This is a genomic window from Ideonella sp. (assembly GCF_041287625.1).
GTDB lineage: Bacteria > Pseudomonadota > Gammaproteobacteria > Burkholderiales > Burkholderiaceae_C > Ideonella.
Genome location: NZ_JBGGNH010000015.1, coordinates 72843 through 95450, shown reverse-complemented (window position 1 = coordinate 95450; position 22608 = coordinate 72843). Strand labels below are relative to the sequence as shown.

The following is a 22608-nucleotide window of genomic DNA, read 5'->3' as shown; positions in this document are numbered from 1 at the left end:
GTCACTCCTCGCCGTCCCAGCCGGCCACCTGGCGCTTCAGCGAGGCCAGCCAGTCGCGCACCGCGGCCGCGTTGGCCAGTGTGCGGCTTTGCCATTCCGGGCTGTGCGACGGGCGCTTCACCCATCGCACCTGCAAACCGCCTTCGGCCAGGCTCAGCTCGGCCACCGGCTTGCCCTTGAACTGGTAGCGCAGCGGCGCGCTGCCGGCCTGCTCCTGCAGCTTCAGGTCGCGCAGGCTGCGGCGCAGCGTCTGCAGCGCTTCGTCGGGCTTGACGGCGGGCAGGGCCCAGCCGGACAGATCGTCGTCACTCATCACGGCTCCTCATGCCAGCCACCTTTTACGGCGCTTGTAGGACTTGGCATCACGGAAGTTCTTGCGCTCGCCACCTTCCTCGCGGCCCATGCCCAGGTAGAACTCCTGCACATCCTCGTTCTCGCGCAGCTCGGCCGCGGCGCCGTCCATCACCACGCGGCCGTTTTCCAGGATGTAGCCGTGGTCCGCGTAGCGCAGCGCGATGTGGGTGTTCTGCTCGGCGAGCAGGAAGGTCACGCGCTCCTTGCGGTTCAGGTCCTGCACGATCTGGAAGACCTCCTCGACGATCTGCGGCGCCAGGCCCATCGAAGGTTCGTCCAGCAGCACCATCCTCGGATTGGCCATCAGCGCGCGGCCGATGGCGCACATCTGCTGCTCGCCGCCCGAGGTGTAGGCGGCCTGGCTGCCGCGGCGCGTCTTCAGGCGCGGGAAGTAGGTGTAGACCTTCTCCAGCGTCTCGGCGACTGCCGCCTTGCCGTCCTTGCGTGCATAGGCGCCGGTGAGCAGGTTGTCCTCGATCGTGAGGTGCGCAAAGCAGTGCCGGCCTTCCATGACCTGCACCACGCCACGTTGCACCAGCTGGGCCGGGCTGAGCTTTTCGATGCGCTCGCCGCGCAGCTCGATGCGGCCCTTGGTGACCTCGCCGCGCTCGCCGGCGAGCAGGTTGGAGACGGCGCGCAGCGTGGTCGTCTTGCCGGCGCCGTTGCCGCCCAGCAAGGCCACCACCGATCCTTCAGGCACCTGAAGTGACACGCCCTTCAGCACCAGGATCACGTGGTGGTAGATGACCTCGATGCCGTTGACGTCCAGCAGCGCGGAGGTGATCGGAATCGCGGCCGTGGCGGGTATTGCGGCAGGTTGAGATTGCGTGGCAATGGTCATGACGGAATGGTGGCTGTCCAGGCGCGTGACACAGAACCCCGTTCGGGCCGAGTCTGTATTTCCGATCGTCCTGAGCCTGTCGAAGGGAGCCGGCGTGGTGCTGGGGCCTGCACTTCGACAGGCTCAGTGCGAACGGGTGAGGGCGGGGCTCGAACCTGGCACTTCGACAAGCTCAGTGCGAACGGGGGAAGATCAGCCGCAGCTGCGTGGCTTGAGGTTCTTGTCCTTGGCGTACTTGGCCGCGGCCTCCTTCACCATTGGGTCGATGTGCGTCTTGTCGGACTGGTACCAGTCGGAGGCCAGGTTCCACTTCGCGCCGTCCCACTGGACGATGCGGGCCCAGTCGGTGCCCATGTGGTTGCTGCAGCTGGTCTGCACCGGCCGCATCACTTCACCAAAGCCCAGGGCCTTCAGCTTGTCGGCCGTGAGGTTCAGGTTCTCGAAGCCCCAGCGCACCTGCTCCGGCGTCATGACCTTGCCCTTGCCGTATTTCTCCTGCGCCGCGCGGATCGCCTCGACCTGCAGCATCGCGATCATCATGCCGCGGGTGTGGGCCAGCGCGCCGATCTCGGTCGCCGCACCGGTACCCTGGCCCTTGTCGTAGACGAACTTCTTCAGGTCCTCGTGCACGCGGTCGCGGGCCGAGCTGTTGTGCAGCGTGATGGCGTTGTAGCCCTTGGCGCCGGCGCCGATGTCCTTCACGTCATGGTCCGAGCCGGCCCACCAGATCGCGTACATCTTCTCGCGTGGAAAGCCGCTGGCCTGGGCCTCGCGGATGCCGGCAGGGGTCATCACGCCGGCGGACCAGAACAGCACATAGTCCGGCCGGGCCTGGCGGATCTGCAGCCAGACGGATTTCTGCTCCACGCCGGGCGGCGTGACCGGGTACAGCTGCACCTCGAAGCCTTCGGCGGCCGAGCGCCGCTGCAGCAGCGCGATGGGCTCCTTGCCATACGGGCTGTCGTGGTACACCAGCGCGATCTTCTTGCCCTTGAGGCTGCCGCCTTCCTTCTTGGCAATGTCCTGCAGCATCACATCGGCCGCAGTCCAGTAGGTGCCCAGCAGCGGGAAGTTCCACTCGAAGACGCTGCCGTCTGCCGAGGCCGAGAGGCCGTAGCCGGGCGTCTCGACCACGACCTTGTCGACGAAGGCCTTGTCCGTCACCGCGAAGGTGATGCCGGTGGACTGCGTGTCAAAGCCGCTGGCACCACCGCCCTTGGTCTTCAGGCGCTCGTAGCACTCCACGCCCTTGGCCGCGTCATAGGCCGTCTCGCATTCCTCGAAGGCCAGCTTCACGCCGTTGACGCCGCCGTCGCGCGCATTCACCAGCTTCAGGTAGTCCTGCTTGCCGTCGCCCCAGGGAATGCCCAGCGGCGCGAACTGGCCGGTGCGGTAGACCAGCAGCGGGATGAACTGTTCGTTGGCAGCCTGGGCCTGCACGGCCAGCGGAACGGTGGCCGAAGCCAGCGTGGCCGCGGCCAACAGCGTGGTGCGAACCAGGGAAGTGAAGCGCATGTGTTTGTCTCCGTGTGTGGGCACTCTTTGGTGCGGGTGAAATCAATGCGGGAAGGGCCAGAGCCTGAGTTTTTGGCGACCGGTGGACCACAGCTTGGCCAGACCGTGTGGCTCGACGATCAGGAAAAACACGATCAGCGCGCCGAAGATCATGTGCTCCAGCTGCGAGGCCGTGCCGGTGGAGATCGGCAGGCCCAGCCAGTGCGGCAGGTGGTTCAGCAGCAGCGGCAACAGCACGATGAAGGCCGCGCCGAGGAAGCTGCCGGCGATCGAGCCCAGCCCGCCGATGATGATCATGAACAGCAGCTGGAAGGACTTGTCGATGCCAAACGCGGCCGGCTCCCAGGCGCCCAGGTGCACGAAGGCCCACAGCGCACCGGCCACGCCAACGATGAAGCTGCTGACCGCAAACGCGCTGAGCTTGGCGTAGACCGGGCGGATGCCGATCACGGCCGCCGCCACGTCCATGTCGCGCATGGCCATCCATTCGCGGCCGATGGCGCCGCGCACCAGGTTCTTGGCCGCCAGCGCCAGCACGGCGGCCAGCGTCAGGCACAAGAGGTACTTCTGCACCGGGCTGCTGACGTCGAAGCCGAAGACCCGCAGCGGGCCGACGCTGACCGAGCCCGACGGTGAGTCGTTCGTGACCCACTTGACCCGGTTGGTGAACCAGTCGATGAAGAACTGCGCCGCCAGCGTGGCCACCGCCAGGTACAGCCCGCGGATGCGCAAGCTGGGCAGGCCAAACAGCACGCCGCAGACGGTGGCCGCCAGCCCGCCGCCGATCAGCGACAGGATCAGCGGCATGCCTTCGAAACGCACCTGCAGATTGAACGCCGCATACGCGCCCACCGCCATGAAGGCGCCGGTGCCCAGCGAGATCTGGCCGCAGTAGCCGACCAGCACGTTCAGCCCGATGGCGGCCAGCGACAGGATCAGGAACGGGATCAGCACCGCACGAAAGGTGTAGTCGCTGGCCAGCCAGGGCACGGCGACAAAGGCCAGCGCCACCAGCGCCCCCATCGCCCAGCGGTCCTGCGCGATGGGGAACAGCGCCAGGTCCGCCGCGTACGAAGTCTTGAACTGGCCGTTTTCACGATAGAGCATGTGATGGCCTCCTCAGACGCGGTCAATGATCTTGTCGCCGAACAAGCCTTGTGGCCTGACGAGGAGAAAACCCAAGGCCAGCACATACGCAAACCAGTTCTCAATCCCTCCGCCCACCGTCGGCCCGAGGTAGATCTCCGACAGCTTCTCGCCGACGCCGATGATCAGCCCGCCGACGATGGCCCCGGGCACCGAAGTGAGGCCGCCGAGGATCACGACCGGGAAGGCCTTCAGCGCGACCATGGAGATGGAGAACTGCACGCCCAGCTTGCTGCCCCAGATGATGCCGGCCACCAGCGCCACCACGCCACCCACGGCCCAGACGATGACCCAGATGCGCGCCAGTGGAATGCCGATGGACTGCGCGGCCTGGTGATCGTCGGCCACCGCACGCAGCGCGCGGCCGGTGCGGGTCTTCTGGAAAAACAGCGTGAGGGTGGCCACCAGCAGCGCGGCGATCAGCGCCGAATACAGGTCCTCCTTGTTCAGCAGCAGGCCGCCGGGGAAGGTGTTCTCGAGCACGAACATGGGATCCTTGGGCAGGCCCACGTCGATCTTGTAGGTGGCGCTGCCAAACAGCAGCTGGCCGGCACCGTCCAGGAAATAGCTGATGCCCAGCGTGGCCATCAACAGCGTGATGGCCGGCTGGTTCACCAGCCCGCGCAGCGCCAGCCGTTCCACCAGCCAGGCAACCACGATCATGCAGGCGACGCTGGCAATGAGCGCGAGCACATTGGCCAGGATCAGGCTCTCGAAGCCGAACCACTGCGGGAACCATTCGGAGAAGCGCGCCATGGCGAGTGCGGCGAACAGCACCATCGCGCCCTGCGCGAAGTTGAAGACACCCGAGGCCTTGAAGATCAGCACGAAGCCGAGCGCGACCAGCGCGTACAGCATGCCGGCCATCAGCCCGCCAAACACCGTTTCGATGAGGAACCCCATTGCTTGATTCCTTTCAGGCTGCGGCGCGTTGATCGGCCAACGGCGGAGTGACAGAGGTTGCGGCCCGCGGCGCTGCGGCGGGTGGCGATGCGTCTGTGCCCAGGTAGGCACGGATGACTTCGGGGTTGGCGCGCACCTCGGCTGGCGTGCCGTCGCCGATCTTCTTGCCGTAGTCCAGCACCACCACGCGGTCGCAGAGGTCCATCACCACGCCGATGTCGTGCTCGATCAGCACGATGGTGGTGCCGAACTCGTCGTTCACGTCGAGGATGAAGCGGCACATGTCCTGTTTCTCCTCGACGTTCATGCCGGCCATCGGCTCGTCCAGCAGCAGCACGCTGGGCTCCATCGCCAGCGCGCGGCCCAGGTCCACGCGCTTTTGCAGGCCGTAAGGCAGTTGGCCGACGGGCGTCTTGCGGAAGGCCTGGATCTCCAGGAAATCGATGATGCGTTCGACCGCTTCGCGTTGCGCGATCTCTTCCTTCAGCGCCGGCCCCCAGCGCAGCGCCTGCAGCAGCAGCGGGCTTTTCATGCGCAGGTTGCGGCCGGTCATCAGGTTGTCCAGCACGCTCATGCCCTTGAACAAGGCCAGGTTCTGGAAGGTGCGGGCCACGCCCATTTCCGCCACCTGGCGCGAGTTCATGTGGCTGAAGGTCTGGCCGCGGAAAGTGATCTGGCCTTCCTGCGGCGTGTAGACGCCGTTGATGCAGTTCAGCATCGAACTCTTGCCGGCACCGTTCGGGCCGATGATGGCGCGGATCTCGTGCTCGCGCACATTGAAGCTGATGTCGCTCAGCGCCTTGACGCCGCCAAAGCGCAGGCTGATGTGCTGGACGTCGAGGATGACCTCGCCGGGGGCGGTTGAAGTGTTGATGCTCATGTCATGCCGCCTTCCGTGGAGCGGCGGGGTAGGTCTGGGTGTCGGCGATCTGCAGCGTGGCGGCCACGCTGCCGCTGCGGCCGTCCTCGAAGGTCACCGCCGTCTCGATGTACTGTGCTTTCAGGCCGCCGTAGAGCGCGTGAACCAGCAGTGCGTACTTGTCGGCGATGAAGCTCCGTTTGACCTTGCGGGTACGGGTCATCTCGCCGTCGTCTGCGTCCAGTTCCTTGTGCAGGATCAGGAAGCGGTGGATCTGCGAGCCGGCCAGCAACTCGTCTCGTGCCAGGTCGGCATTGACCTGCTGCACGCAGTCCTGGATCAATGCGTAGACCTCGGGCTTTTGCGCCAGGTCGGTGTAGCCGGCATAGGCCAGGTTGCGCCGCTCGGCCCAGTTGCCCACGGCCTCGAAGTCGATGTTGATGAAGGCGCAGACGCGGTCGCGGCCATCACCGAAGGCGACAGCCTCCTTGATCTGCGGGAAGAACTTCAGCTTGTTCTCGACGTACTTGGGCGCGAACATCGCGCCGCCGAACGCGCCGCCCGCGAGGCGGCCCACGTCCTTCGCGCGGTCGATGATCTTCAAATGGCCGCTGGCATCGAGGAAGCCGGCGTCGCCGCTGCGGTACCAGCCGTCGGCCGTCATGACCTCGGCGGTGGCGGCAGGGTTCTTGTAGTAGCCGCGCAAGAGGCCGGGCGACTTGATCAGCACTTCGCCTTGTTCCGAAACCTTCAGCTCCACGCCGGCAATGGGCACGCCCACCGTGTCCGACCGCGCTTCATGGTCCGGCTGCAGGCAGACGAAAACGGCGGTTTCGGTCGAGCCGTAGAGCTGCTTCAGGTTGATGCCGATGGCGCGGTAGAACGCGAACAGGTCCGGCCCGATGGCCTCGCCCGCGGTGTAGGCCACACGCACGCGCGACAGGCCCAGCGTGTTGCGCAGCGGGCCGTAGACCAGCGCATTGCCCAGCGCGTAGCGCAGGCGGTCCAGTGTGCCCACCGGCTGGCCGTCCATCAGCGCGGTGCCCACTCGGCGGGCCAGCGCCATGAAGTGCTGGTACAGGCCGCGCTTCATCGCGCCGGCATCTTCCATGCGGATGGTGACGGTGGTCAGCATCGCCTCGAAGATGCGTGGCGGCGCGAAGTAGTAGGTCGGGCCGATCTCCTTCAGGTCGATGCCGACGGTCGCGGCCGACTCCGGGCAGTTCACCACGTAGCCGCAGGCCAGCCACTGCGCATAGCTGAAGATGTTCTGGCCGATCCAGGCCGGCGGCAGGTAGGCCAGCACTTCCTCGCGCTCGGTCAGGTGGTCGAAGGCCTGGCCTGCGGCTGCGCGGTCCAGCAGCGTGCGGTGGCTGTGCACCACGCCCTTGGGCTGGCCGGTGGTGCCGGAGGTGAAGAACATCGCGGCCACGTCGTCGGGCTGGCCCAGCGCGATCTGCGTGTCCACGAAGGCCGGCTGGGCCGTGTGGAAGGCCTCGCCTTCGGCCAGCAACTGGTCAAGAGACGCGAGGCCCGGCGCGTCGTAGCGGCGCAGGCCACGCGGGTCGTCGAACCAGATGCGCGCCAGCTGCGGGCACTGCGCGCGGACCTCCAGCAGCTTGTCGACCTGCTCCTGGTCTTCCACCACCGCAAACGCGATCTCGGCATTCACCAGCGGGAACACGAACTCGGCCGCCGCCGCGTCCTGGTACAGCGGCACCGGCACTGCACCCAGCGCCTGCACGGCCAGCATCGTGGCGTAAAGCCGCGGCCGGTTGTCGCCGATGACGGCCAGGTGCTGGCCGCGCTGCAGGCCGGCTGCGGCGAGGCCCGCGGCCAGCAGGCGCACACGCTCGGCCAGTGCGCCCCACGAGGTGGTTTGCCAGATGCCGTATTCCTTTTCGCGCAGCGCCGGGGCCTGCGGCCGACTGGCGGCGTGCTGCAGCAGCAGGCGCACAAACGTCGTGTCCAAGAGCGCGTCTCCGGTGGGTGAATGCGCTGCATGCTAGGGCGGGCTTTGACGCCGTGTTGTCGGTCCAACGACAATCTACGGGTCTGTCCGGGGCGGACTTTCCCGTGGCTTGATGGCAAGGTTCGGGCACATGAACGCCGCCTTGACGCTCCCGTCTTCCCTCTACCAGCGCTCGCGCCCCGCGCACGATGCCGAGCTCGCCACCATTGCCTGGCTGGCACTGCTGAGCGATGAGGACCAGGCGCTGGTCAGGCCCGAGATCCGCCTGGTGACCGCCGAGCCGGGCGATCTGATCTGCCGCCTCGGCAAGGCCCCGACCTATTGGTTCGGGCTGGTCGAGGGGCTGCTGAAGATGAGCAACGACGCCAGCCACGGCACGATGGTGACCTTCGCCGGTCTGCCGCCAGGCGCGTGGTTCGGCGAGGGCACGCTGCTCAAGCGCGAGCCCTACCGCTACAACGTGGAGGCCCTGCGCCAGAGCGCGGTGGCCGGCCTGCCGATCGAGGCCTTCCACGACTTGCTGGGCCGCAGCATCGCCTTCAACCGCTTTGTGCTGAACCAGCTCAACGAGCGCCTGGGCCAGTTCATCCTGGCCCGTGAGACGGACCGCCTGAACGACCCCGACTCGCGCGTGGCGCGCAACCTCGCCGCGCTGTTCCACCCGGTGCTGTACCCGGGTGTGGGCCAGTTGCTGCGCATCACGCAGCAGGAGCTGGCCTACCTGGTGGGCCTGTCGCGCCAGCGGGTCAACGAGGCGCTGCGTTCGCTGCAGGCCGCGCAGCTGATCCAGATCGAATACGGCGGCCTGAGGGTGCTGAACCTGGAGGGGCTGCGGCGCTATCCGGCGCGGCCGGCCGCGGATTGACTCGGGGGTTACCAGTCGCTGCCCGGCATGATGCGTTTCATGAACTCGTCGAACAGTGGCACGGTGAAGGCGGTGTCGCCATGTGCCGGGCTCCAGATCATGCCCTTGGCGATCAGGGAACTGCGTACCGGGCCCAAAGCGCTGACCTCTCGTTTCAAGCAGTCAGCAATGGCACCCGAGCGATGTGGTCCTGATCCCAACTCCGCCATGGCGCGCAGATAGCGCTTTTCAGCGGGAGTCAGTCGATCAAAGCGGACACGGAAGAAGGACTCGTCCAGCGCGGCGACCGCGGGTGCGCTCGCCCCTTCGACCTCGGCCAACTCGATTGGAGATGCGTCGGCCGCCTGCCAGTCGCGCTGTCTCCACTCTTGCAGAAAATAGATTGAAATTAGGTAAATTATGAAAACCTCATAATTTCGCTAATCTTTCTATATCCGCCATGCGGCGCGCTTGTCGCGTCGCCGTTCAGCCGTTCAGCCAGGCCTGCGCCAGCGTGATCTGATCGGGCTTGAAGTATTCGATCTGGAAGGGCACCAGGCCGCTGAGCAGGAACAGCAGCGCGCTGTCGCGCCAGCGCAGGTCGCCCACCAGCGCGAGGCGGATCATGTGTTGCTGGATGCATCGGCGACCAGTGGCGCCTGAGCTGTCCGCTCAGCGGCTTGCGTGGCGGTAGTCAGACGGCGACAGGCCGGTGTGGTCGCGGAACACGCGGCTGAAATAGGCGCCGTTGCTGAAGCCCCAGGAGAAGGCGATTTCGGTGATGGTGCGCTGGTCGAGCGCGGGCTGGCGCAGCTCGCGCATGCAGGCCTGCAGGCGACGGCGCAGGATGTGGTGGGCCAGCGTGTCCGCTTCGTCGGCAAAGGCGTTGTGCAGGTGCCGCTTGCTGCAGTTGAGCGCCTGGGCGATCTGCTCGATGCTGAGCGCCGGGTCGCGCAGGTGCTGTTCGACATGGGCACGGATGCGGTCCTTCAGTGCCTGCTGCTGGCTGGTGGCCGTGTGCTGGCCGGCGAGTTCCTGCAGCGACAGGCGCACCAGCTCCAGCAGCATCTCGCCAGCACCGCAGGCCGCTTCGGCCGACATGGTGGGCAGTTCCTGGAAGGTGTTGCGCATGGCTTCCAGGGCGACGCGCGAGATGCCGTGGCTGCCGCCCACCTGCCGGCCCATCAGCGGCGACAGGTGCAGGCCGCGCTCTTGCAGGCGCTGCTTGGGCAGCATGACGATCAGGTGCAGGGCCTGCTCGGGGTTGGTGATCTCGTAGCTGCCGGTGGTGTCGTAAATCGCCCAGGCGCCGGGCCGCACCCAGGCCTGGCGGCCCATCTGCTCCACCACGGCGGTGCCCAGCCACGGCGCGACGATCTTCAGGCAGGCGCTGTCGCTGGCACGCGCCAGTTGCGGGCTGCGCAGCACACGGTGGCGCTGGGCCTCCAGCCGGGTCAGCACCACCTCGCCGGCCCGGGCCACATGCACGTGGCCCTCGAAGCTGCTGGCGCCATACACGTCCGACTGCAGGCCGCCAAAGAGCTGATGCATCCAGCCCTGCCAGGCCGGCGTGCGCTCGGAAGGGGGCAGATCGTCGGTGCTCAGCAGCAGCGTCGTGTCCATACCGGCATTGTCCGGCGACAGGCGCGCAGTGCCGGCCGGTGTCTACCCGGGGCGCTGTGCGCGCACAGTCAAGCGCAGCCTGCGCTGTGGGTAAAGCCGCGTCGGTGCAGCATTTCTAAAGTGCGGGACCGTTTTCCCTGGAGTTGCCCCATGGCCCAACAGCACATGCTCGTCAACGGCGAGGCCACGCTGGCCCGCTCCGGCGCCACGTTCGAGCGCCTCAACCCGCTGGATGGCAGCGTGGCCACCGTGGCCCCTGCCGCCGGTCCTGAAGACGCGGTGGCTGCCGTGCAGGCCGCCGCCGGCGCGCTGCCTGCCTGGGCGGCACTCGGGCCAGGCGGACGCCGCGCCCTGCTGCTCAAGGCGGCCTCCGCGCTGGAGTCCAGGATGGGGGAATTCGCCACCGCGATGGCCGCCGAAACCGGTGCCTCGGGGCTGTGGGCGGGTTTCAACGTGCACCTCGCTGCGGGCATGCTGGCAGAGGCGGCGGCGCTGACCACGCAGGTCCAGGGCCAGCTGATTCCCTCCGACGTGCCTGGCAGCCTGGCGATGGCAGTGCGCCAGCCTGCCGGTGTGGTGCTGGGCATTGCACCCTGGAATGCCCCGGTGATCCTCGGGGTGCGTGCCATTGCCACGCCGCTGGCCTGCGGCAACACCGTGGTCCTCAAGGGCAGCGAACTCTGCCCGGCCACGCACGGCCTGATCGTCCAGGCGCTGCAGGACGCCGGGCTGCCCAAGGGCGTGGTGAACTTTGTCACCAACGCGCCGCAGGATGCCGGCGCGGTGGTGGAGGCCATGGTGGCGCACCCGGCGGTCAAGCGGGTCAACTTCACCGGCTCCACCCGCGTGGGCCGCATCATTGCGCAGACCTGCGCCAAGCACCTCAAGCCCAGCGTGCTGGAGCTGGGCGGCAAGGCGCCGCTGCTGGTGCTGGATGACGCCGACCTGGAAGCCGCGGTGGCTGCGGCCGCCTTCGGTGCCTTCGCCAACTCGGGGCAGATCTGCATGTCCACCGAGCGCCTGGTGGTGGACGAGGCGGTGGCCGACGCCTTCGTGGCCCAGCTCGCGGCCAAGGCGCGCAGCCTGCCGCTGGGGGATCCGCGCCTGGGCCCGGTGGTGTTGGGCTCGGTGGTGGACATGAGCACGGTGCAGCGCTGCAACGCCATGATCGACGATGCGCTCGCCCATGGGGCCACGCTGGTCTGTGGCGGCCGGGCCGACAGCACGCTGATGCCCGCGACGCTGCTCGACCATGTCACGCCAGCGATGCGCATCTACCACGAGGAGACTTTCGGCCCGGTCAAGGCCGTGGTGCGCGTGCAGGGCGAGGAGGCCGCCATTGCCTGTGCCAACGACAACGAGTTCGGCCTGTCGGCGGCGGTGTTTAGCCGCGACACGGCACGCGCCTGGCGCGTGGCCAGCCGCATCGAGTCCGGCATCTGCCACATCAACGGCCCCACGGTGCACGACGAGGCGCAGATGCCGTTTGGCGGTGTGAAAGCCTCGGGTTGGGGGCGCTTTGGCGGCCAGGCGGGCATCGACGCGTTCACCGAGCTGCGCTGGATCACCCTGCAGACCACCGAGCGGCACTACCCGTTCTGAGCCTTCGCGGCGCCTCTTCAGCGCGACGGCGCGACCGCAGCCCGCACGTGTGTCGCCCGGATCCGCTTCTCATCGGCCAGCGCCTCGTCGGCCGATTCGCCCAGCGCGCGCTGGCAGTCGGCCAACGTGTGCAGGGCATCCGCCAGCGCCAGGCTGTGCTCGGCGTCGTACTCGGCGCGGTGCAGCTTGACGGCCTGTTCCAGCACGGGCCTCGCTTCGGCTGGGTGCTGCTGGGCCAGCAGCGCCTGGCCGAGCACCAGCGTGGCCAGCGCTTCGTGCTCACGCTGGTAGTCGGCGGACTGGCCTTGCGCGATCCTGTCCAGCACCTGGCGGGCCAGCCGCTCGGCGTCGGCCGCATGGCCTGCGGCCATCTGAAGCCATGCCGCATCGGCCAAGCCTCGGATGGGTTCCGAAGCGGTGGGGTCCTTGGGCATCTTCCTTTCGGCGCGCGCCTGCTGATAGGCAGCCAGCGCCTGCGCGCCTTGCCCTTGCGCGACCAGCAGGCGCCGCTGCGCCGGACGGATGAAATTTCCCGCCGGGTACTTGGCCTTGTCGGCAATGTCCTGCATCTGCTGGATCGCCGCGCGCGCTTCGTCGAAGCGACCGAGGTCGGTCAGGCCGTCCGCGCGGAAGCTCCACAGCGGCACCGCGAAGTCCGGCGCATCCTTGAAGCGCTCGCCGAGCTGCTGTGCCTTGGCCACGTCGGCGAGGCCCTCTTCGGTTCGGCCAAGGGCGATCAGCGCGCGGCCGTGCGCAGCCACCATCATCGGCGCGGCGATGCCCATGCGCAGGTCACCGGTCAGCCCGAAACGGTAGGCCGGCGCGACGACTGCGAGGCTCTCGTGGAACCTGCCAGTGTCGAACAGGAAGTTGGCGAAGTTCGATTCCGTGAAGTGCACCGCCCCTGGCTCGGCGGCGGTCCGGCGCGCGATCTCCAGGCTGCGCATGTAGCTTGCCCGGGCGGCCTCGTAGGCCCCAAGCGCGCCTTGCACGTCGCCGAGCGTGACGTAGGCTGTGAACAGGTGGCTGGCACCCAACTCGGGATGGGATTCGCCCAGCGCAATCGCTTCGGTCAGCGCGTCGCGCGCCTTGTCGAGGTGGCCGGCGTAATAGGCATTCTGGCCAAGCCACTTCAGGGCCAGGCCCAGGTCGGCGGTGGGCGCGCCGCGCCGCGCGATGGCCACCGCCCGGGCCGCGGCGCCCTCGCCATGCGCAGGGTCCAGGCGGGCGTCCAGCGCCGCTTGCCGCAGCTCGATGCGCAGCCGCGCCTGCGAGCTGTCGTCATGGCGCGCGTCGAGGATGGCGGCGCCGTCCTTCAGCAACTGCTGAGCCTCTTCGCGATGCTCCTGCTGCGTGAGGGCAGAAGCCGTGTCGGCCATCGCCAGCACGGTGTCGTCGCTGTCGGGGCCGGTGAGTTCGCGCGCCAGCGCCAGCCGCTTGCGGCACAGCGCGAGCTGCTGCTGTTCCAACTCCATGTCCTCGTACATGGACGCCAGGATCTTCAGCAGCCGCAGCCGCGCAAACGGCGCGTCGCGCAGCTCGGTGTCGATGCGTTGGGCACCGCGGTCCAGCAGTTCGCGCGCAGTGGTGTCGCGGGCCTTGATGGGGTCGGCCTGGTCCGCGCTGTTGGCGCTGAACACGCTTTCCAGGAATTGCTGCACCGCGCGTGCCGCATCGGCCTCGTTGCGCGCGAGCCGCGCCTGCCAGACGGCGACCGAAGCACCCGCCACCAGCGCCACCGCGACCAGGCCGCCAGCGGCGACCTGCAGTCGGTAGCGGCCGACGAACTTGGCGAATCGGTACGACAGCCGGTCCGGCCGGGCCTCGACCGGTTCGCCCGCCAGGTGCCGCCGCAGGTCCTGCGCGAACGCGTCCATCGTCGCGTAGCGCTGCGCGGTCTGCTTCTTCAGCGCCTTGTGCAGGATAGCGTCCAGGTCGCCCTTGAGCTGCCGGGCCTGCGCCGGCGTGTCGGCCACCTGGCTGGCCAGCGCGGGCTCGACGGAGGCGATGGCCTCTTCCAGTTGCGCCGCGCTCGCGCGCTTGAGGCGGTACGGCCGGCTGCCGGCCAGCAGTTCGAAGGCGACCACTGCTGCGCTGTAGATGTCGCTGGCCGTGCCCAGCGGCTCGCCGGCGATCTGCTCGGGGCTCGCATAGTCCGGTGTCATCGCGCGGCCGTGGGCGGCGGTGAGCCCGGTTTCCTGCGTCGCTTCACCGGCCTGCAGCAGCTTGGCGATGCCGAAGTCCAGCAGCTTCACCTGGCCATCCTGGGTGACGAGGATGTTGCTGGGCTTCAGGTCGCGGTGCACGACCAGCTTGGCGTGGGCGTGCGTGACGGCCGCCATCACCTGCAGCAGCAGCCCGATGCGCTCGCGCAGCGGCAGCGCGCGCTCGCGGCACCAGGCATCGATCGGTTCGCCGTCGACCAGCTCCATCGCCAGGTAAGGCCGTCCCTGCTCGTCCGTGCCGGCGTCATAGAGCCGGGCGATGTGCGGGTGTTCGAGCGAGGCCAGGATCTCGCGCTCGCGCGCCAGGCGCTCGGCAAAGGCATCGCCCCAGACGGCCCGCGGCAGCTTCAGCGCAACCTGCCGCTTCATCAAGCCGTCGGCGCGTTCGGCGATCCAGACCGTGCCCATGCCGCCGGCAGCAAGCCGTTCCACCAACCGGTACGGCCCAACGCTGCCGCCCGGCGCCAGGCCTTCGCCAGCATCGGCGGGCATGGCGTGCAAGGCCGGCGGCTTGGCCAGGAAGTCGCCCGACTCGATCTTCGACTGCCCGGCGAGCAGCGCGTGCAGCGCTTCGCGGTGGTCCGCGTCCGCGCCCGAGAGGCCGGCCAGCCACGCCTCGCGCTGCGCCGGTGGCAGCGACAGCGCTTCATCAAGCAGGCCGCTGATGGCAGCCCAATTGGACGAGAACTTGTCGAGCTTTTTCATCGCGTCTTTCAAGGGATGGCGGCGGTGATCAGCCTTCGCCGGGCGTGCGCCGGGTCAGCCGGTTCAGCCAGGGCGTGAGGCACAGCAGCAGCACGCCGGCACCGATCGAGCTGCCGTAGAGGAATACGAAAGGCGGAATGTTGCTGCCGGCCAGCAGGCCTTCCAGCGAGCCGGCGAGGTAGTTGGCCACGCCGGTCGCGGCCATCCAGCAGCCCATCAGCAGGCCAGCCAGGTGGCGCGGCGCCAGGCGCGAGGTGAGCGACAGGCCGACCGGCGACAGCATCAGCTCGCCCAGCGTGTGCAGCACATAAACGACGACCAGCCACAGCGGGCCGACATGGCCGAAGGCCTCCGCGCGCTGCTGGGCGACGGCCATCACCACGAAACCCAGGCCCAGCGTGATCATGCCCAGCGCCATCTTGGCCGGGTCGGGCAGCGCGTAGCGTGAGCGGTCCAGGCGGGTCCACAGCGCGGCAAAGGCGGGCGCCAGCAGGATGATGGTCAGCGGGTTGACCAGCTGGAACCAGGTTGCCGGAATCTCCCAGCCGAACAGGTGACGGTCGGTCTGCTCGTCGGCAAACAGCGTCATCGTGCCGCCGGTCTGCTCGTAGCCCAGCCAGAAGAAAATCACGAAAAAGACGATGACCGCGATGGCCAGCACGCGCTGGCGTTCGACCGGGCTCAGGGCTGGCCGGGCCGTAGCAGCGCCACGCTGGCGCCGGCCGCTGAACCCCAGCACCAGCACCACGGCGGCCACGCCCAGCGTCAGCTGCAGCCCCATCGGCACGCCGCTCAGAAGCCTTGACACCTGCATCACCGCCAGCACCAGCAGCAGGCTGCCGACGCAGAAGGCCAGCACCAGCGGCAGGTGCTGGCGCGTCACGCCGGTCTGGTCGTCCCGCAGTCCCGCGCGGCCCAGCAGCGGCTGCAGCCACAGCATGGCGCCCAGGCCCAGCGCCATGCCCACGCCGGCGCTGGCAAAGCCCCAGTGCCAGCCGTAGACCTCGCCCAGCGTGCCGGCGCCCAGCGGTGCCAGCAGCGAGCCGATGTTCACCGACATGTAGAAAATCGTGTAGCCGCCGGCGCGGCGCGGATCGTCCGGGCTGTCGTACAGCAGGCCGACCATCGACGAATTATTGGCCTTGAACAGGCCGTTGCCCACCACCAGCAGCCCCAGCGCGATGAACAGCAACGGCTCGAAAGCCATCGCGAAATGGCCCAGCATCATCACCACGGCGCCGATCACCGCGGTCAGCCGTGCGCCCAGCCAGCGGTCGGCGATGTAGCCACCCAGCAGCGGCGTCAGGTAGACCAGCCCGGTGTAGAGCCCGTACAGGCTCAGCGCCTCGGCGCGCGGATAGCCCAGTGCCTTGGTGAGGTAGAGCACCAGCAGCAGCCGCATGCCGTAGTAGCTGTAGCGCTCCCACATCTCGGTCAGGAAGATGACCTTCAAACCGGAAGGGTGGCGCACGGGTTCGGCGCTGGCGGGCAAGGTGGTGTTCAAGGTGCGGGTGGGCTGAACGAGGATGGGACGTGCGGTTTTGGCGCGGGCGCATTGTCGCCCTGGCCGGCCACTGCGCGGCCTGTGCCGCGCAGGCGGCGGTTCGTCGCAAGCAGCTGTAGTGCCAGGGGCTGGCGGCCGAACATGCAGCCATCGAATCCAGTTGCAGGTGCCACCGCCATGACCCGCTCCAACCCGTTCCGCTCCTCCCGCATTTCTGCATTTCGCCCGTTGCGCCTGCTGGCCGTCGTGGGCGCATCGATCTTGAGCTTGGCCCTGGTGGGCACCACGCTGGCCTGGGCCGAAGGCTTCAAGGCCGGGCTGTCGTTCGACGAAGCGGCCACGCCGGCCGACATCGGCCTGCCGCTCTACCCCGGCGCCAAGCCCTGGACCGAGAAAAACGACGAAAAGGACTCGGCGCAGATCCGCCTGTGGGGCGGCAGCTTCGGCTTCACGCTTGCCGCCGGCCAGTTCCTCAGCAGCGACCCGCTGGATCGCGTGGCCGCCTTCTACCGCGAAGCCCTGGCAAAGAAGGGCACGGTGCTGGACTGCGGCCAGCCCGGCCAGGTCGACACGCCCCTGCCCAAGGCCAGCGGCAGCGACGACGTGCTGCGCTGCAAGACCGACAAGCCCAAGCCCGGCGGCCGCCTGCTGAAGGCCGGCCTGTCTAGCCACCAGTTCCAGGTCAGCCTGGAACCCGGGCCGGACGGCAAGGGCACGCGCATCGGCTTGGTGCGGCTCGAGCTCAAGGGGGTGGCGCCGTAAACGAGCCGGTGGCGGTATCGCTTTGTAAGCCGTCTTGCCCGTGACCCCAGCCGTTTTGGATACTCCCCACCGGCCCGTCAGTCCCCCGGCGGCGCACAAGAGGGAGAACAAAACAATGGCGACCAACGCCACCCTGGGCCAGCTCAGCGCCGGCCTGTCCTCGCGCCTGGACTTCTCTGCCTGGCTGGAAGAAACCGAGCGCCTGCTGAAGCTGCAAACTGCGCTGCCGGCCTTGTCGCTGGTAGCCGAGCGCGCGGTGATGCGCGAAGCGGTGAATCAACCGTTCGAGCTGGTCGTCGACTGCCTGTCCACCTCCGCCCACTTCGAGCTCAAGACGCTCATTGGTGAGCAAATGACGCTCAGCCTCAGGCAGGCGGATAGCGGCTACCGCCCCTGGCACGGCTTCGTCGTCGAGGCTGCCCAACTTGGCTCGGACGGCGGCCTGGCCCGCTACCGCCTGGTCATGCAACCCTGGCTGAGCGTTCTGGCCTTGCGCCTGGACAGCTACGTTTATCAGGACAAGACCAGCCTGGAGATCGTCGAAGACATCTTCGCCGACTACCCGGCAGCGAACTGGCGCATTGCCGCAGTGCAAAGCGCCTCTTTGCGCAAACGCTCCCTGTGCACCCAGTACCGCGAGAGTGACCTCGCCTTTGTCCAGCGGTTGCTCACGCAAGACGGCCTGAGCTACCACTTCGAGCACCTGGGCGGTGACGCCGCCGCGGCGGCCGACACTGCCGGCCAGGCCCGCCACTGCCTGGTCATCACCGACGCCGGCAGCGAGCGCGACGACCTGGGCGACATCCGCTTTGCCCAGCTGCATCCCACCGCCGTGCTGGCCGGCCTGGAAGACCCCATCACCGCCTTCATGGCCCAGCGCCAGCTCACCGCCAACGCCGTCACGCTGGGCAGCTGGAACCACAAGAGCCTGGCCGGCAGCAGCGCCAGCCAGCCCAGCCAGCTCGAACTGGGCGACGTGCCCACGCTGGAGGTCTATGACGGCGCGGGTGCGTACCGCTACCAGGACAGCGACGGCGCCGAGCGCGCCGCCCGGCTGGCCCTGGGCGCGCTGGAACTGCAGGCCAAGCGCTTCGAAGGCCAGGGCGGCGCACGGGCCTTGCGTGCAGGGGCGAACTTCAGCCTGATCGACCATTCGCTGTACGGCGCCAACACCAGCAGCCTCAGTTATGCCGGCGCCGAGCTCGCCAGCCGCCAGCGCCCGGACAACGCCTTCACCGTGCTGGCGGTGGAGCACCACATCGCCAACAACCTGGGCAGCGAAGCCGCCGAGCTGCTGGGCAGCACGGCAATCGCCCGCGGCAGCTACCGCAACCACTTCCACGCCGTGCCGGCAGCGGCCCCGCTGCTGCCGCGCTGGCGTGCGGGCCCCACGGCCCCCAGCGTGCTCACCGCCCGAGTCGTCGGACTGGCGGACGAAGCCATCACCACCGAGCGCGACCACCGCGTGAAAGTCCAGTTCCACTTCCAGCGAGGCCAGCAGCCCAATGCCGGCGGCCTCGCGCATGCCTGCAGCGCAGACACCGAAGGCAACGCGCCCGGCAACGAACAAAGCGGCACCTGGGTGCGCGTGGCCACGCCCGCAGCCGGCGCCAACTGGGGCAGCGTGTTCACCCCGCGCATCGGCGCCGAAGTGGCCGTGCAGTTCATCGAAGGCGACATCGACCGGCCCCTGATCACCGGCGGCGTCTACAACGGCCCGCAGACGCCGCCGTTCTCCGCCGGCCAGGACTCGGGCGTGAACCACCCCGGCGTGCTCTCCGGCCTGCACAGCCAGGGCCTGGACGGCGGCGGTCACAACCAATGGGTCGTGGACGACGCACCCGGCCAGCTGCGCACTCGGCTGACCACCAGCTACGCGGGCAGCGAACTCGGCCTGGGCCACCTGATCGGCCAGAGCGCCAGCAGTGCCCAGCGCGGCGCCTGGCGTGGCAGCGGCTTCGAAGCCAACACGCAAGGCTGGGCCAGCGTGCGCGCCGCCCAAGGGCTGCTCATCAGCACCAGCGCCCGCGCCGGCACCTACGGCAGCGCCCAAGGCAGCCAGATGGACAACCAGGAGGCCCTGGCCCAACTCAAGGCCGCACAAGACCTCGGCCAGCGCCTGGGCCAGGCCGCGCAGGCCATCGGCGCCCAGGGCCTGCAGGCGCACGACGAAGGCCAGGACCTGGCCAAACTCATCCAGGCGCTGGACCCGCAGCAAGACGGCAAGCACCCGGAGAGCGTCAACGGCCAGCCCGCCAGCGTCCCGTCAGACGGCCGCAGCGGTGAGGGCGAACCGGTGCCCGCCTTCGCCCAGCCGGCCATGCTGCTCGACACCCCCAGCGCCCACCTGCAGGCCACACCGGCCAGCATCCAGCACTTCGCCGGCCAACGCCTGGCCATGGTTGCCCAAGGCGACCTGCAAGCCAGCGCGGCCCACACCTGGGCCCAGGTCAGCGGCCAGACCGGCAGCCTCTACGCCCACCAGGGCGGGCTGCAGCTCAAGGCTGCCAACGGCCCGGTGTCACTCAGGGCCCACACCGACGAGCTCAAGCTGCTGGCCGACCAGAGCGTGACCATCGTCAGCGTCAACGACGAGATCCGCATCAGCGCCAACAGCAAGATCGAGCTGATCGCCGGGCAGAGCGGCATCACGCTCGAAGGCGGCGACATCACGTTCACCACGCCGGGGGCGTTCACGGTGAAGAGTGCGACGCATGCGATGTTGGGGCGCGGCAGCCAGGCGGCAGAGTTGCCGGCCTTGCCTGTGGGCAAGATCGGTACAGCGCCGCTGGAAATCGAGTTGCATTTCCACTATGACGACCTGTCCCCGGTGCCAGGTGCGCCTTACAAAGTGACTTTCGGAGATGGCACGGTGCTGCAAGGTGCGCTCGACGATGCGGGCTACAAGCTTCTGAGTGGTGTGCCAGCGGGCGCCTATACCGTGGAATTTGGCGAGGACAGCCGCGATTGGGTGGCGCCCCCGCCAGCGCCGGACGAAGCTGAATTCGCCAAGCCCGAAGTGCAGTCGCAGGGGCAGGCCGCCATCGAGGCGTTGCTCGCCAAGGAGCCGCCCATCGGCGACACCAGCGAGCCAGCGGCGGAGGCAGCAGAATGAACCGCACCGACATCGAAAGCTTTTTCAAAACGCTCCTGCTGGGGGACTTCGAGGAGAACCAGAACACCGCGGCCCAACTGGTGGGCGGGCTTATCTCCATGGTGCCGGTGCTCGACCAGGTCATGGACGCGCGAGACATCACCGGCTCGGTGTTCAACATCAGCACCAAGGGCGGCTTCCAGAACGCCACGGCCGATCAACTTGTCAACCTGGGCTTCGCCGGCTTCGGCGCCATCCCTGAAGTAGGGAGCGCCTTCAAGACTGTCTTCAAACCATTGTGGAAGGAGCGCCGGGCCGCCAAGGGCGCCTTGCACAGCGGGCTGGACGCGGTCGAGCAACTGCTGGGCATGACCAAGGGCGGCGCGATTGGCTGGATCCGCAAAGAGTTGCTGGGCAAATGGGCGCCGCGCACCCAGCAAGCCATTGACGCGGTCAATGCCGGGTTGGCTGCCTGCGTGGACTTGACCGAGTTCCTGTCCACTGCCGGCGGCTGGAAAAGCTGGTTGATTCCCAGTTCCATACAGGCACTGGCCAAGGAACTGCTGCCTCAGATCAAGGCCTTGCAAGGCAAGGTCAATGCGGCCCTGCAGCGAGCCAGCAATGAGATCCGGGAGTTTCTGGAAGACCTGTTGGGCGAGCAGGCGGCGGCGGTGGTGATGGCTGTTGGCAGCAAGGCCGTGGCCGCCAGCGCGGTGCCGGGCACGCGAACGCGCGCGGGACACAATGCTGCCGAGGTGCATCCCCACGGCAGCGTGCCGGCCCGGCAGTCCCAGCGCAAGGTTCAGGAAAAGGACGAGGCTGTCGCACTCAAGTCCGGCGGGCCAGTGAGCACCGCGGTTCAGGTCACGCGCAAGGCGCTGAAGGACCTGGCAGCGCAGGAAAAGGGGCTGATCGGCGAGCACGTGGTCGACTATTACGAACTCAAGCGCCTGGGCGGCAGCTGGCCGCACGATGAACGCAAGGCCGCGTGGTCGCCGGCGACCGTGAGCAAGCTCAACGTGGACAAGCGACCCGTGAACCTGAGCCTGGAGGACCTGCCCAAGGTCAACCATCCCGGCATCGACGCTGTCTGGGAGCATGCCGGCCAGTACACCGTGACGGAGGCCAAGGCCAGCGAGAGCATCGGCGCGGTCTACGGGCTTGGCAAATACAAAGAGAAGAAGGGTCTCATCCCAGTGGTTTCAGGGCTCAACCCCGACCAGCAACTTCTGCACTACCTGCTGAGCGACAGTTCGGACAAGCGGGGGACGCAGACGCCGTTGATGCAGATGGGGCTTGCTTGGGTTGAGGATAGGGCTAAGCGTGAAAACATTCCTCGGGTGGCTCGAGATGCAATTGAATTGAAGCGCTGCCATCGCCGTACTGTTCTTGTTACCCTTGAGTCCTCAGGATCTCTCGATCACGTAACAGCTTTAGCCGACGTGCATTTGGCCAAGACTGGCAGCGAAATTCATCCTCACATGGAGCATGGCGCGACTCGTGAGTGGGAAGCGGTGGCAATTGACGCGGTGGATGCTGCGCGACTCAATGCGCACGAGCAGAAGAAGCAGCCCAAGCCCGAAGAGACTGTTGCCAAGCCCACTCGCACTAAGAAGAAGGCACCATGAGCGAAGCAGAGTTCCGCGTCAAACGCCGGCAAAGGTTTTTGACGGAGAAATACTTCAGTTTGAATGCTATCGATTTGGCGCATTCAGTACGCAACAACCTGCAGGCGATTGAAGAGCAACGAGCTATCGGCGGGCGCGAGGCGTCAAGCCAAGGCTCGACATTTAAGAACACGCTCAAACTGCTACGCCTGCACTACACCGCAGGTGATCCGATCAGCTCGCTCCTGCCGCTGTTCTCTGAGGTCGTGAGATGGTTCGAGCAATGGCACATTGCTTATCGCCAGCACATCAAGTGCTTAGCCGAGTCTTCGGCTGAAGAGCTTCGAACCGATGGGTCACCCGCCTACTTCGAAGACTTGTTTCACTTCCAGTTGGTGCTTGATGTCGTAAGCCTTGGCATCCTGCTGGGCGAGGGCGATGCGGTGCGACAGGCCGCCAGTTGGCTCACACGCTATCGCGGCACCGACATGATGTTCGAAGCCTTGGTCGAACGGGTGGTGCCCGATCCTCGCGACGTCGAGGAGTTCTTCCACGAGCGCCCTTACGGCTTGCTGCTCGACGCCATTTACACCGCCAACACACCCGACGAGACCGTTGCCTTCATGAAGGCCTATCTCGACAATTGGTACAAAGCGTTCGAGGGCGTGCCCTGGCACAACGGCCACCTTCAAGTCACCGACGAATACTCGAACTACGAGGGCTACTGGGCCTTCGAGGCGGCGGCCGTCTGTGTGCTGCATGGCATAGACGACAGCAGCTTCCGCGATCATCTGGTGTATCCCAAGGATCTGGCCGACTGGGCGCGTGCGAATCAGGTCGCGGACAAGGTGAGACTTGGTGCATCGTCTGCCACCGCCGCGGCAGGCCTGCGCTGCGAAGCCGGCCAGTCCTGCCCACGCACGGGCTTCTGGTTCACCCCCGCCCGCGAGAGCAGCCGCCAGCGGTTCGAGCAGGGGCAGGTGATGCCGGAGGCCGGGACTGACTACGGCACCACCATCTGGCAGTGGGATGACTGTCAGGATTGAGGTGTC

The 22608-nt window shown here is 67.5% G+C and carries 17 protein-coding genes and 1 pseudogene; 6 read left to right on the top strand and 12 right to left on the bottom strand.

The genetic code is table 11. The annotated features are described in order from the left end of the window. Window position 1: 1 nt before the first annotated feature. The 7 genes and pseudogenes from ACAH41_RS04695 to ACAH41_RS04665 all read right to left on the bottom strand — a co-directional run bounded on the left by ACAH41_RS04695 (window position 2) and on the right by ACAH41_RS04665 (window position 7590). Window positions 2–313, bottom strand: a complete 312-nt coding sequence (locus ACAH41_RS04695) for a hypothetical protein (protein WP_325655762.1) — start codon at window positions 311–313, stop codon at window positions 2–4. A gap of 9 nt (window positions 314–322) precedes the next feature. After that, window positions 323–1195 carry an ABC transporter ATP-binding protein gene (locus tag ACAH41_RS04690; protein ID WP_325655763.1) on the bottom strand — a complete coding sequence of 291 codons (873 nt, stop codon included), beginning with the start codon at window positions 1193–1195 and terminating at the stop codon, window positions 323–325. Window positions 1196–1387: 192 nt separating this feature from the next. Then, complete coding sequence (locus ACAH41_RS04685; protein WP_325655764.1) at window positions 1388–2710, bottom strand: ABC transporter substrate-binding protein; 1323 nt, start codon at window positions 2708–2710, stop codon at window positions 1388–1390. Window positions 2711–2752: 42 nt separating this feature from the next. Next, on the bottom strand, window positions 2753–3817 hold the full coding sequence (locus ACAH41_RS04680) for a branched-chain amino acid ABC transporter permease (protein WP_325655765.1): 1065 nt from the start codon (window positions 3815–3817) through the stop codon (window positions 2753–2755). 12 nt (window positions 3818–3829) lie between these two features. Further along, entirely contained in the window at window positions 3830–4759 is a 930-nt protein-coding gene (locus ACAH41_RS04675; RefSeq protein ID WP_325655766.1) for a branched-chain amino acid ABC transporter permease, read from the bottom strand. A 94-nt stretch (window positions 4760–4853) separates the two neighbouring features. Continuing rightward, window positions 4854–5639: pseudogene (locus ACAH41_RS04670) on the bottom strand (ABC transporter ATP-binding protein); the annotation flags it as partial. A gap of 1 nt (window position 5640) precedes the next feature. Further along, a complete protein-coding gene (locus tag ACAH41_RS04665) occupies window positions 5641–7590 on the bottom strand; it encodes an AMP-binding protein (protein WP_325655767.1) in 1950 nt (649 codons plus the stop codon). A gap of 130 nt (window positions 7591–7720) precedes the next feature. Between ACAH41_RS04665 and ACAH41_RS04660 the strand changes: the two genes are divergently transcribed. Further along, a complete protein-coding gene (locus ACAH41_RS04660) occupies window positions 7721–8455 on the top strand; it encodes a Crp/Fnr family transcriptional regulator (protein ID WP_325655768.1) in 735 nt (244 codons plus the stop codon). Window positions 8456–8463: 8 nt separating this feature from the next. On the opposite strand, the gene ACAH41_RS04655 is transcribed toward ACAH41_RS04660, so the two are convergent. The 3 genes from ACAH41_RS04655 to ACAH41_RS04645 form a co-directional block, all read right to left on the bottom strand. Continuing rightward, a complete protein-coding gene (locus ACAH41_RS04655; RefSeq protein WP_325655769.1) occupies window positions 8464–8775 on the bottom strand; it encodes a hypothetical protein in 312 nt (103 codons plus the stop codon). Between the two features lie 145 nt (window positions 8776–8920). Further along, window positions 8921–9061, bottom strand: a complete 141-nt coding sequence (locus ACAH41_RS04650) for an STAS/SEC14 domain-containing protein (protein ID WP_325655770.1) — start codon at window positions 9059–9061, stop codon at window positions 8921–8923. A 45-nt stretch (window positions 9062–9106) separates the two neighbouring features. Beyond that, window positions 9107–10057 carry a helix-turn-helix domain-containing protein gene (locus ACAH41_RS04645; RefSeq protein ID WP_325655771.1) on the bottom strand — a complete coding sequence of 317 codons (951 nt, stop codon included), beginning with the start codon at window positions 10055–10057 and terminating at the stop codon, window positions 9107–9109. A 150-nt stretch (window positions 10058–10207) separates the two neighbouring features. Between ACAH41_RS04645 and ACAH41_RS04640 the strand changes: the two genes are divergently transcribed. Further along, on the top strand, window positions 10208–11659 hold the full coding sequence (locus tag ACAH41_RS04640) for an aldehyde dehydrogenase (protein ID WP_325655772.1): 1452 nt from the start codon (window positions 10208–10210) through the stop codon (window positions 11657–11659). 17 nt (window positions 11660–11676) lie between these two features. On the opposite strand, the gene ACAH41_RS04635 is transcribed toward ACAH41_RS04640, so the two are convergent. Both ACAH41_RS04635 and ACAH41_RS04630 read right to left on the bottom strand, forming a co-directional pair. Further along, a complete protein-coding gene (locus tag ACAH41_RS04635; protein ID WP_325655773.1) occupies window positions 11677–14589 on the bottom strand; it encodes a protein kinase in 2913 nt (970 codons plus the stop codon). A 28-nt stretch (window positions 14590–14617) separates the two neighbouring features. Further along, entirely contained in the window at window positions 14618–16093 is a 1476-nt protein-coding gene (locus ACAH41_RS04630; protein WP_325655774.1) for a peptide MFS transporter, read from the bottom strand. 177 nt (window positions 16094–16270) lie between these two features. On the opposite strand from ACAH41_RS04630, the gene ACAH41_RS04625 reads away from it, so the two are divergent. The 4 genes from ACAH41_RS04625 (at window position 16271) to ACAH41_RS04610 (ending at window position 22602) form a co-directional block, all read left to right on the top strand. Beyond that, window positions 16271–16855, top strand: a complete 585-nt coding sequence (locus ACAH41_RS04625; protein ID WP_325655775.1) for a hypothetical protein — start codon at window positions 16271–16273, stop codon at window positions 16853–16855. Between the two features lie 115 nt (window positions 16856–16970). After that, window positions 16971–19970: a type VI secretion system Vgr family protein gene (locus ACAH41_RS04620; RefSeq protein ID WP_325655776.1), complete on the top strand. Its 3000-nt coding sequence runs from the start codon at window positions 16971–16973 to the stop codon at window positions 19968–19970. Next, the gene (locus tag ACAH41_RS04615) at window positions 19967–21577 is read left to right on the top strand and encodes a hypothetical protein (RefSeq protein WP_325655777.1); all 1611 of its coding nucleotides are present in this window, start codon (window positions 19967–19969) and stop codon (window positions 21575–21577) included. The genes ACAH41_RS04620 and ACAH41_RS04615 overlap by 4 nt, the downstream gene beginning before the upstream one ends. Beyond that, a complete protein-coding gene (locus ACAH41_RS04610) occupies window positions 21574–22602 on the top strand; it encodes a PoNe immunity protein domain-containing protein (RefSeq protein ID WP_325655778.1) in 1029 nt (342 codons plus the stop codon). Before ACAH41_RS04615 ends, ACAH41_RS04610 begins: the two co-directional genes overlap by 4 nt. The last annotated feature ends 6 nt before the right edge of the window (window positions 22603–22608 follow it).

What these genes read in the sequence shown, in the direction of transcription:
- ACAH41_RS04695 (WP_325655762.1), bottom strand. Translation starts at nt 313, where the DNA reads ATGAGTGACGACGATCTGTCCGGCTGGGCCCTGCCCGCCGTCAAGCCC.
- ACAH41_RS04690 (WP_325655763.1), bottom strand. Translation starts at nt 1,195, where the DNA reads ATGACCATTGCCACGCAATCTCAACCTGCCGCAATACCCGCCACGGCC.
- ACAH41_RS04685 (WP_325655764.1), bottom strand. Translation starts at nt 2,710, where the DNA reads ATGCGCTTCACTTCCCTGGTTCGCACCACGCTGTTGGCCGCGGCCACG.
- ACAH41_RS04680 (WP_325655765.1), bottom strand. Translation starts at nt 3,817, where the DNA reads ATGCTCTATCGTGAAAACGGCCAGTTCAAGACTTCGTACGCGGCGGAC.
- ACAH41_RS04675 (WP_325655766.1), bottom strand. Translation starts at nt 4,759, where the DNA reads ATGGGGTTCCTCATCGAAACGGTGTTTGGCGGGCTGATGGCCGGCATG.
- ACAH41_RS04660 (WP_325655768.1), top strand. Translation starts at nt 7,721, where the DNA reads ATGAACGCCGCCTTGACGCTCCCGTCTTCCCTCTACCAGCGCTCGCGC.
- ACAH41_RS04650 (WP_325655770.1), bottom strand. Translation starts at nt 9,061, where the DNA reads ATGATCCGCCTCGCGCTGGTGGGCGACCTGCGCTGGCGCGACAGCGCG.
- ACAH41_RS04645 (WP_325655771.1), bottom strand. Translation starts at nt 10,057, where the DNA reads ATGGACACGACGCTGCTGCTGAGCACCGACGATCTGCCCCCTTCCGAG.
- ACAH41_RS04640 (WP_325655772.1), top strand. Translation starts at nt 10,208, where the DNA reads ATGGCCCAACAGCACATGCTCGTCAACGGCGAGGCCACGCTGGCCCGC.
- ACAH41_RS04635 (WP_325655773.1), bottom strand. Translation starts at nt 14,589, where the DNA reads ATGAAAAAGCTCGACAAGTTCTCGTCCAATTGGGCTGCCATCAGCGGC.
- ACAH41_RS04625 (WP_325655775.1), top strand. Translation starts at nt 16,271, where the DNA reads ATGACCCGCTCCAACCCGTTCCGCTCCTCCCGCATTTCTGCATTTCGC.
- ACAH41_RS04620 (WP_325655776.1), top strand. Translation starts at nt 16,971, where the DNA reads ATGGCGACCAACGCCACCCTGGGCCAGCTCAGCGCCGGCCTGTCCTCG.
- ACAH41_RS04615 (WP_325655777.1), top strand. Translation starts at nt 19,967, where the DNA reads ATGAACCGCACCGACATCGAAAGCTTTTTCAAAACGCTCCTGCTGGGG.
- ACAH41_RS04610 (WP_325655778.1), top strand. Translation starts at nt 21,574, where the DNA reads ATGAGCGAAGCAGAGTTCCGCGTCAAACGCCGGCAAAGGTTTTTGACG.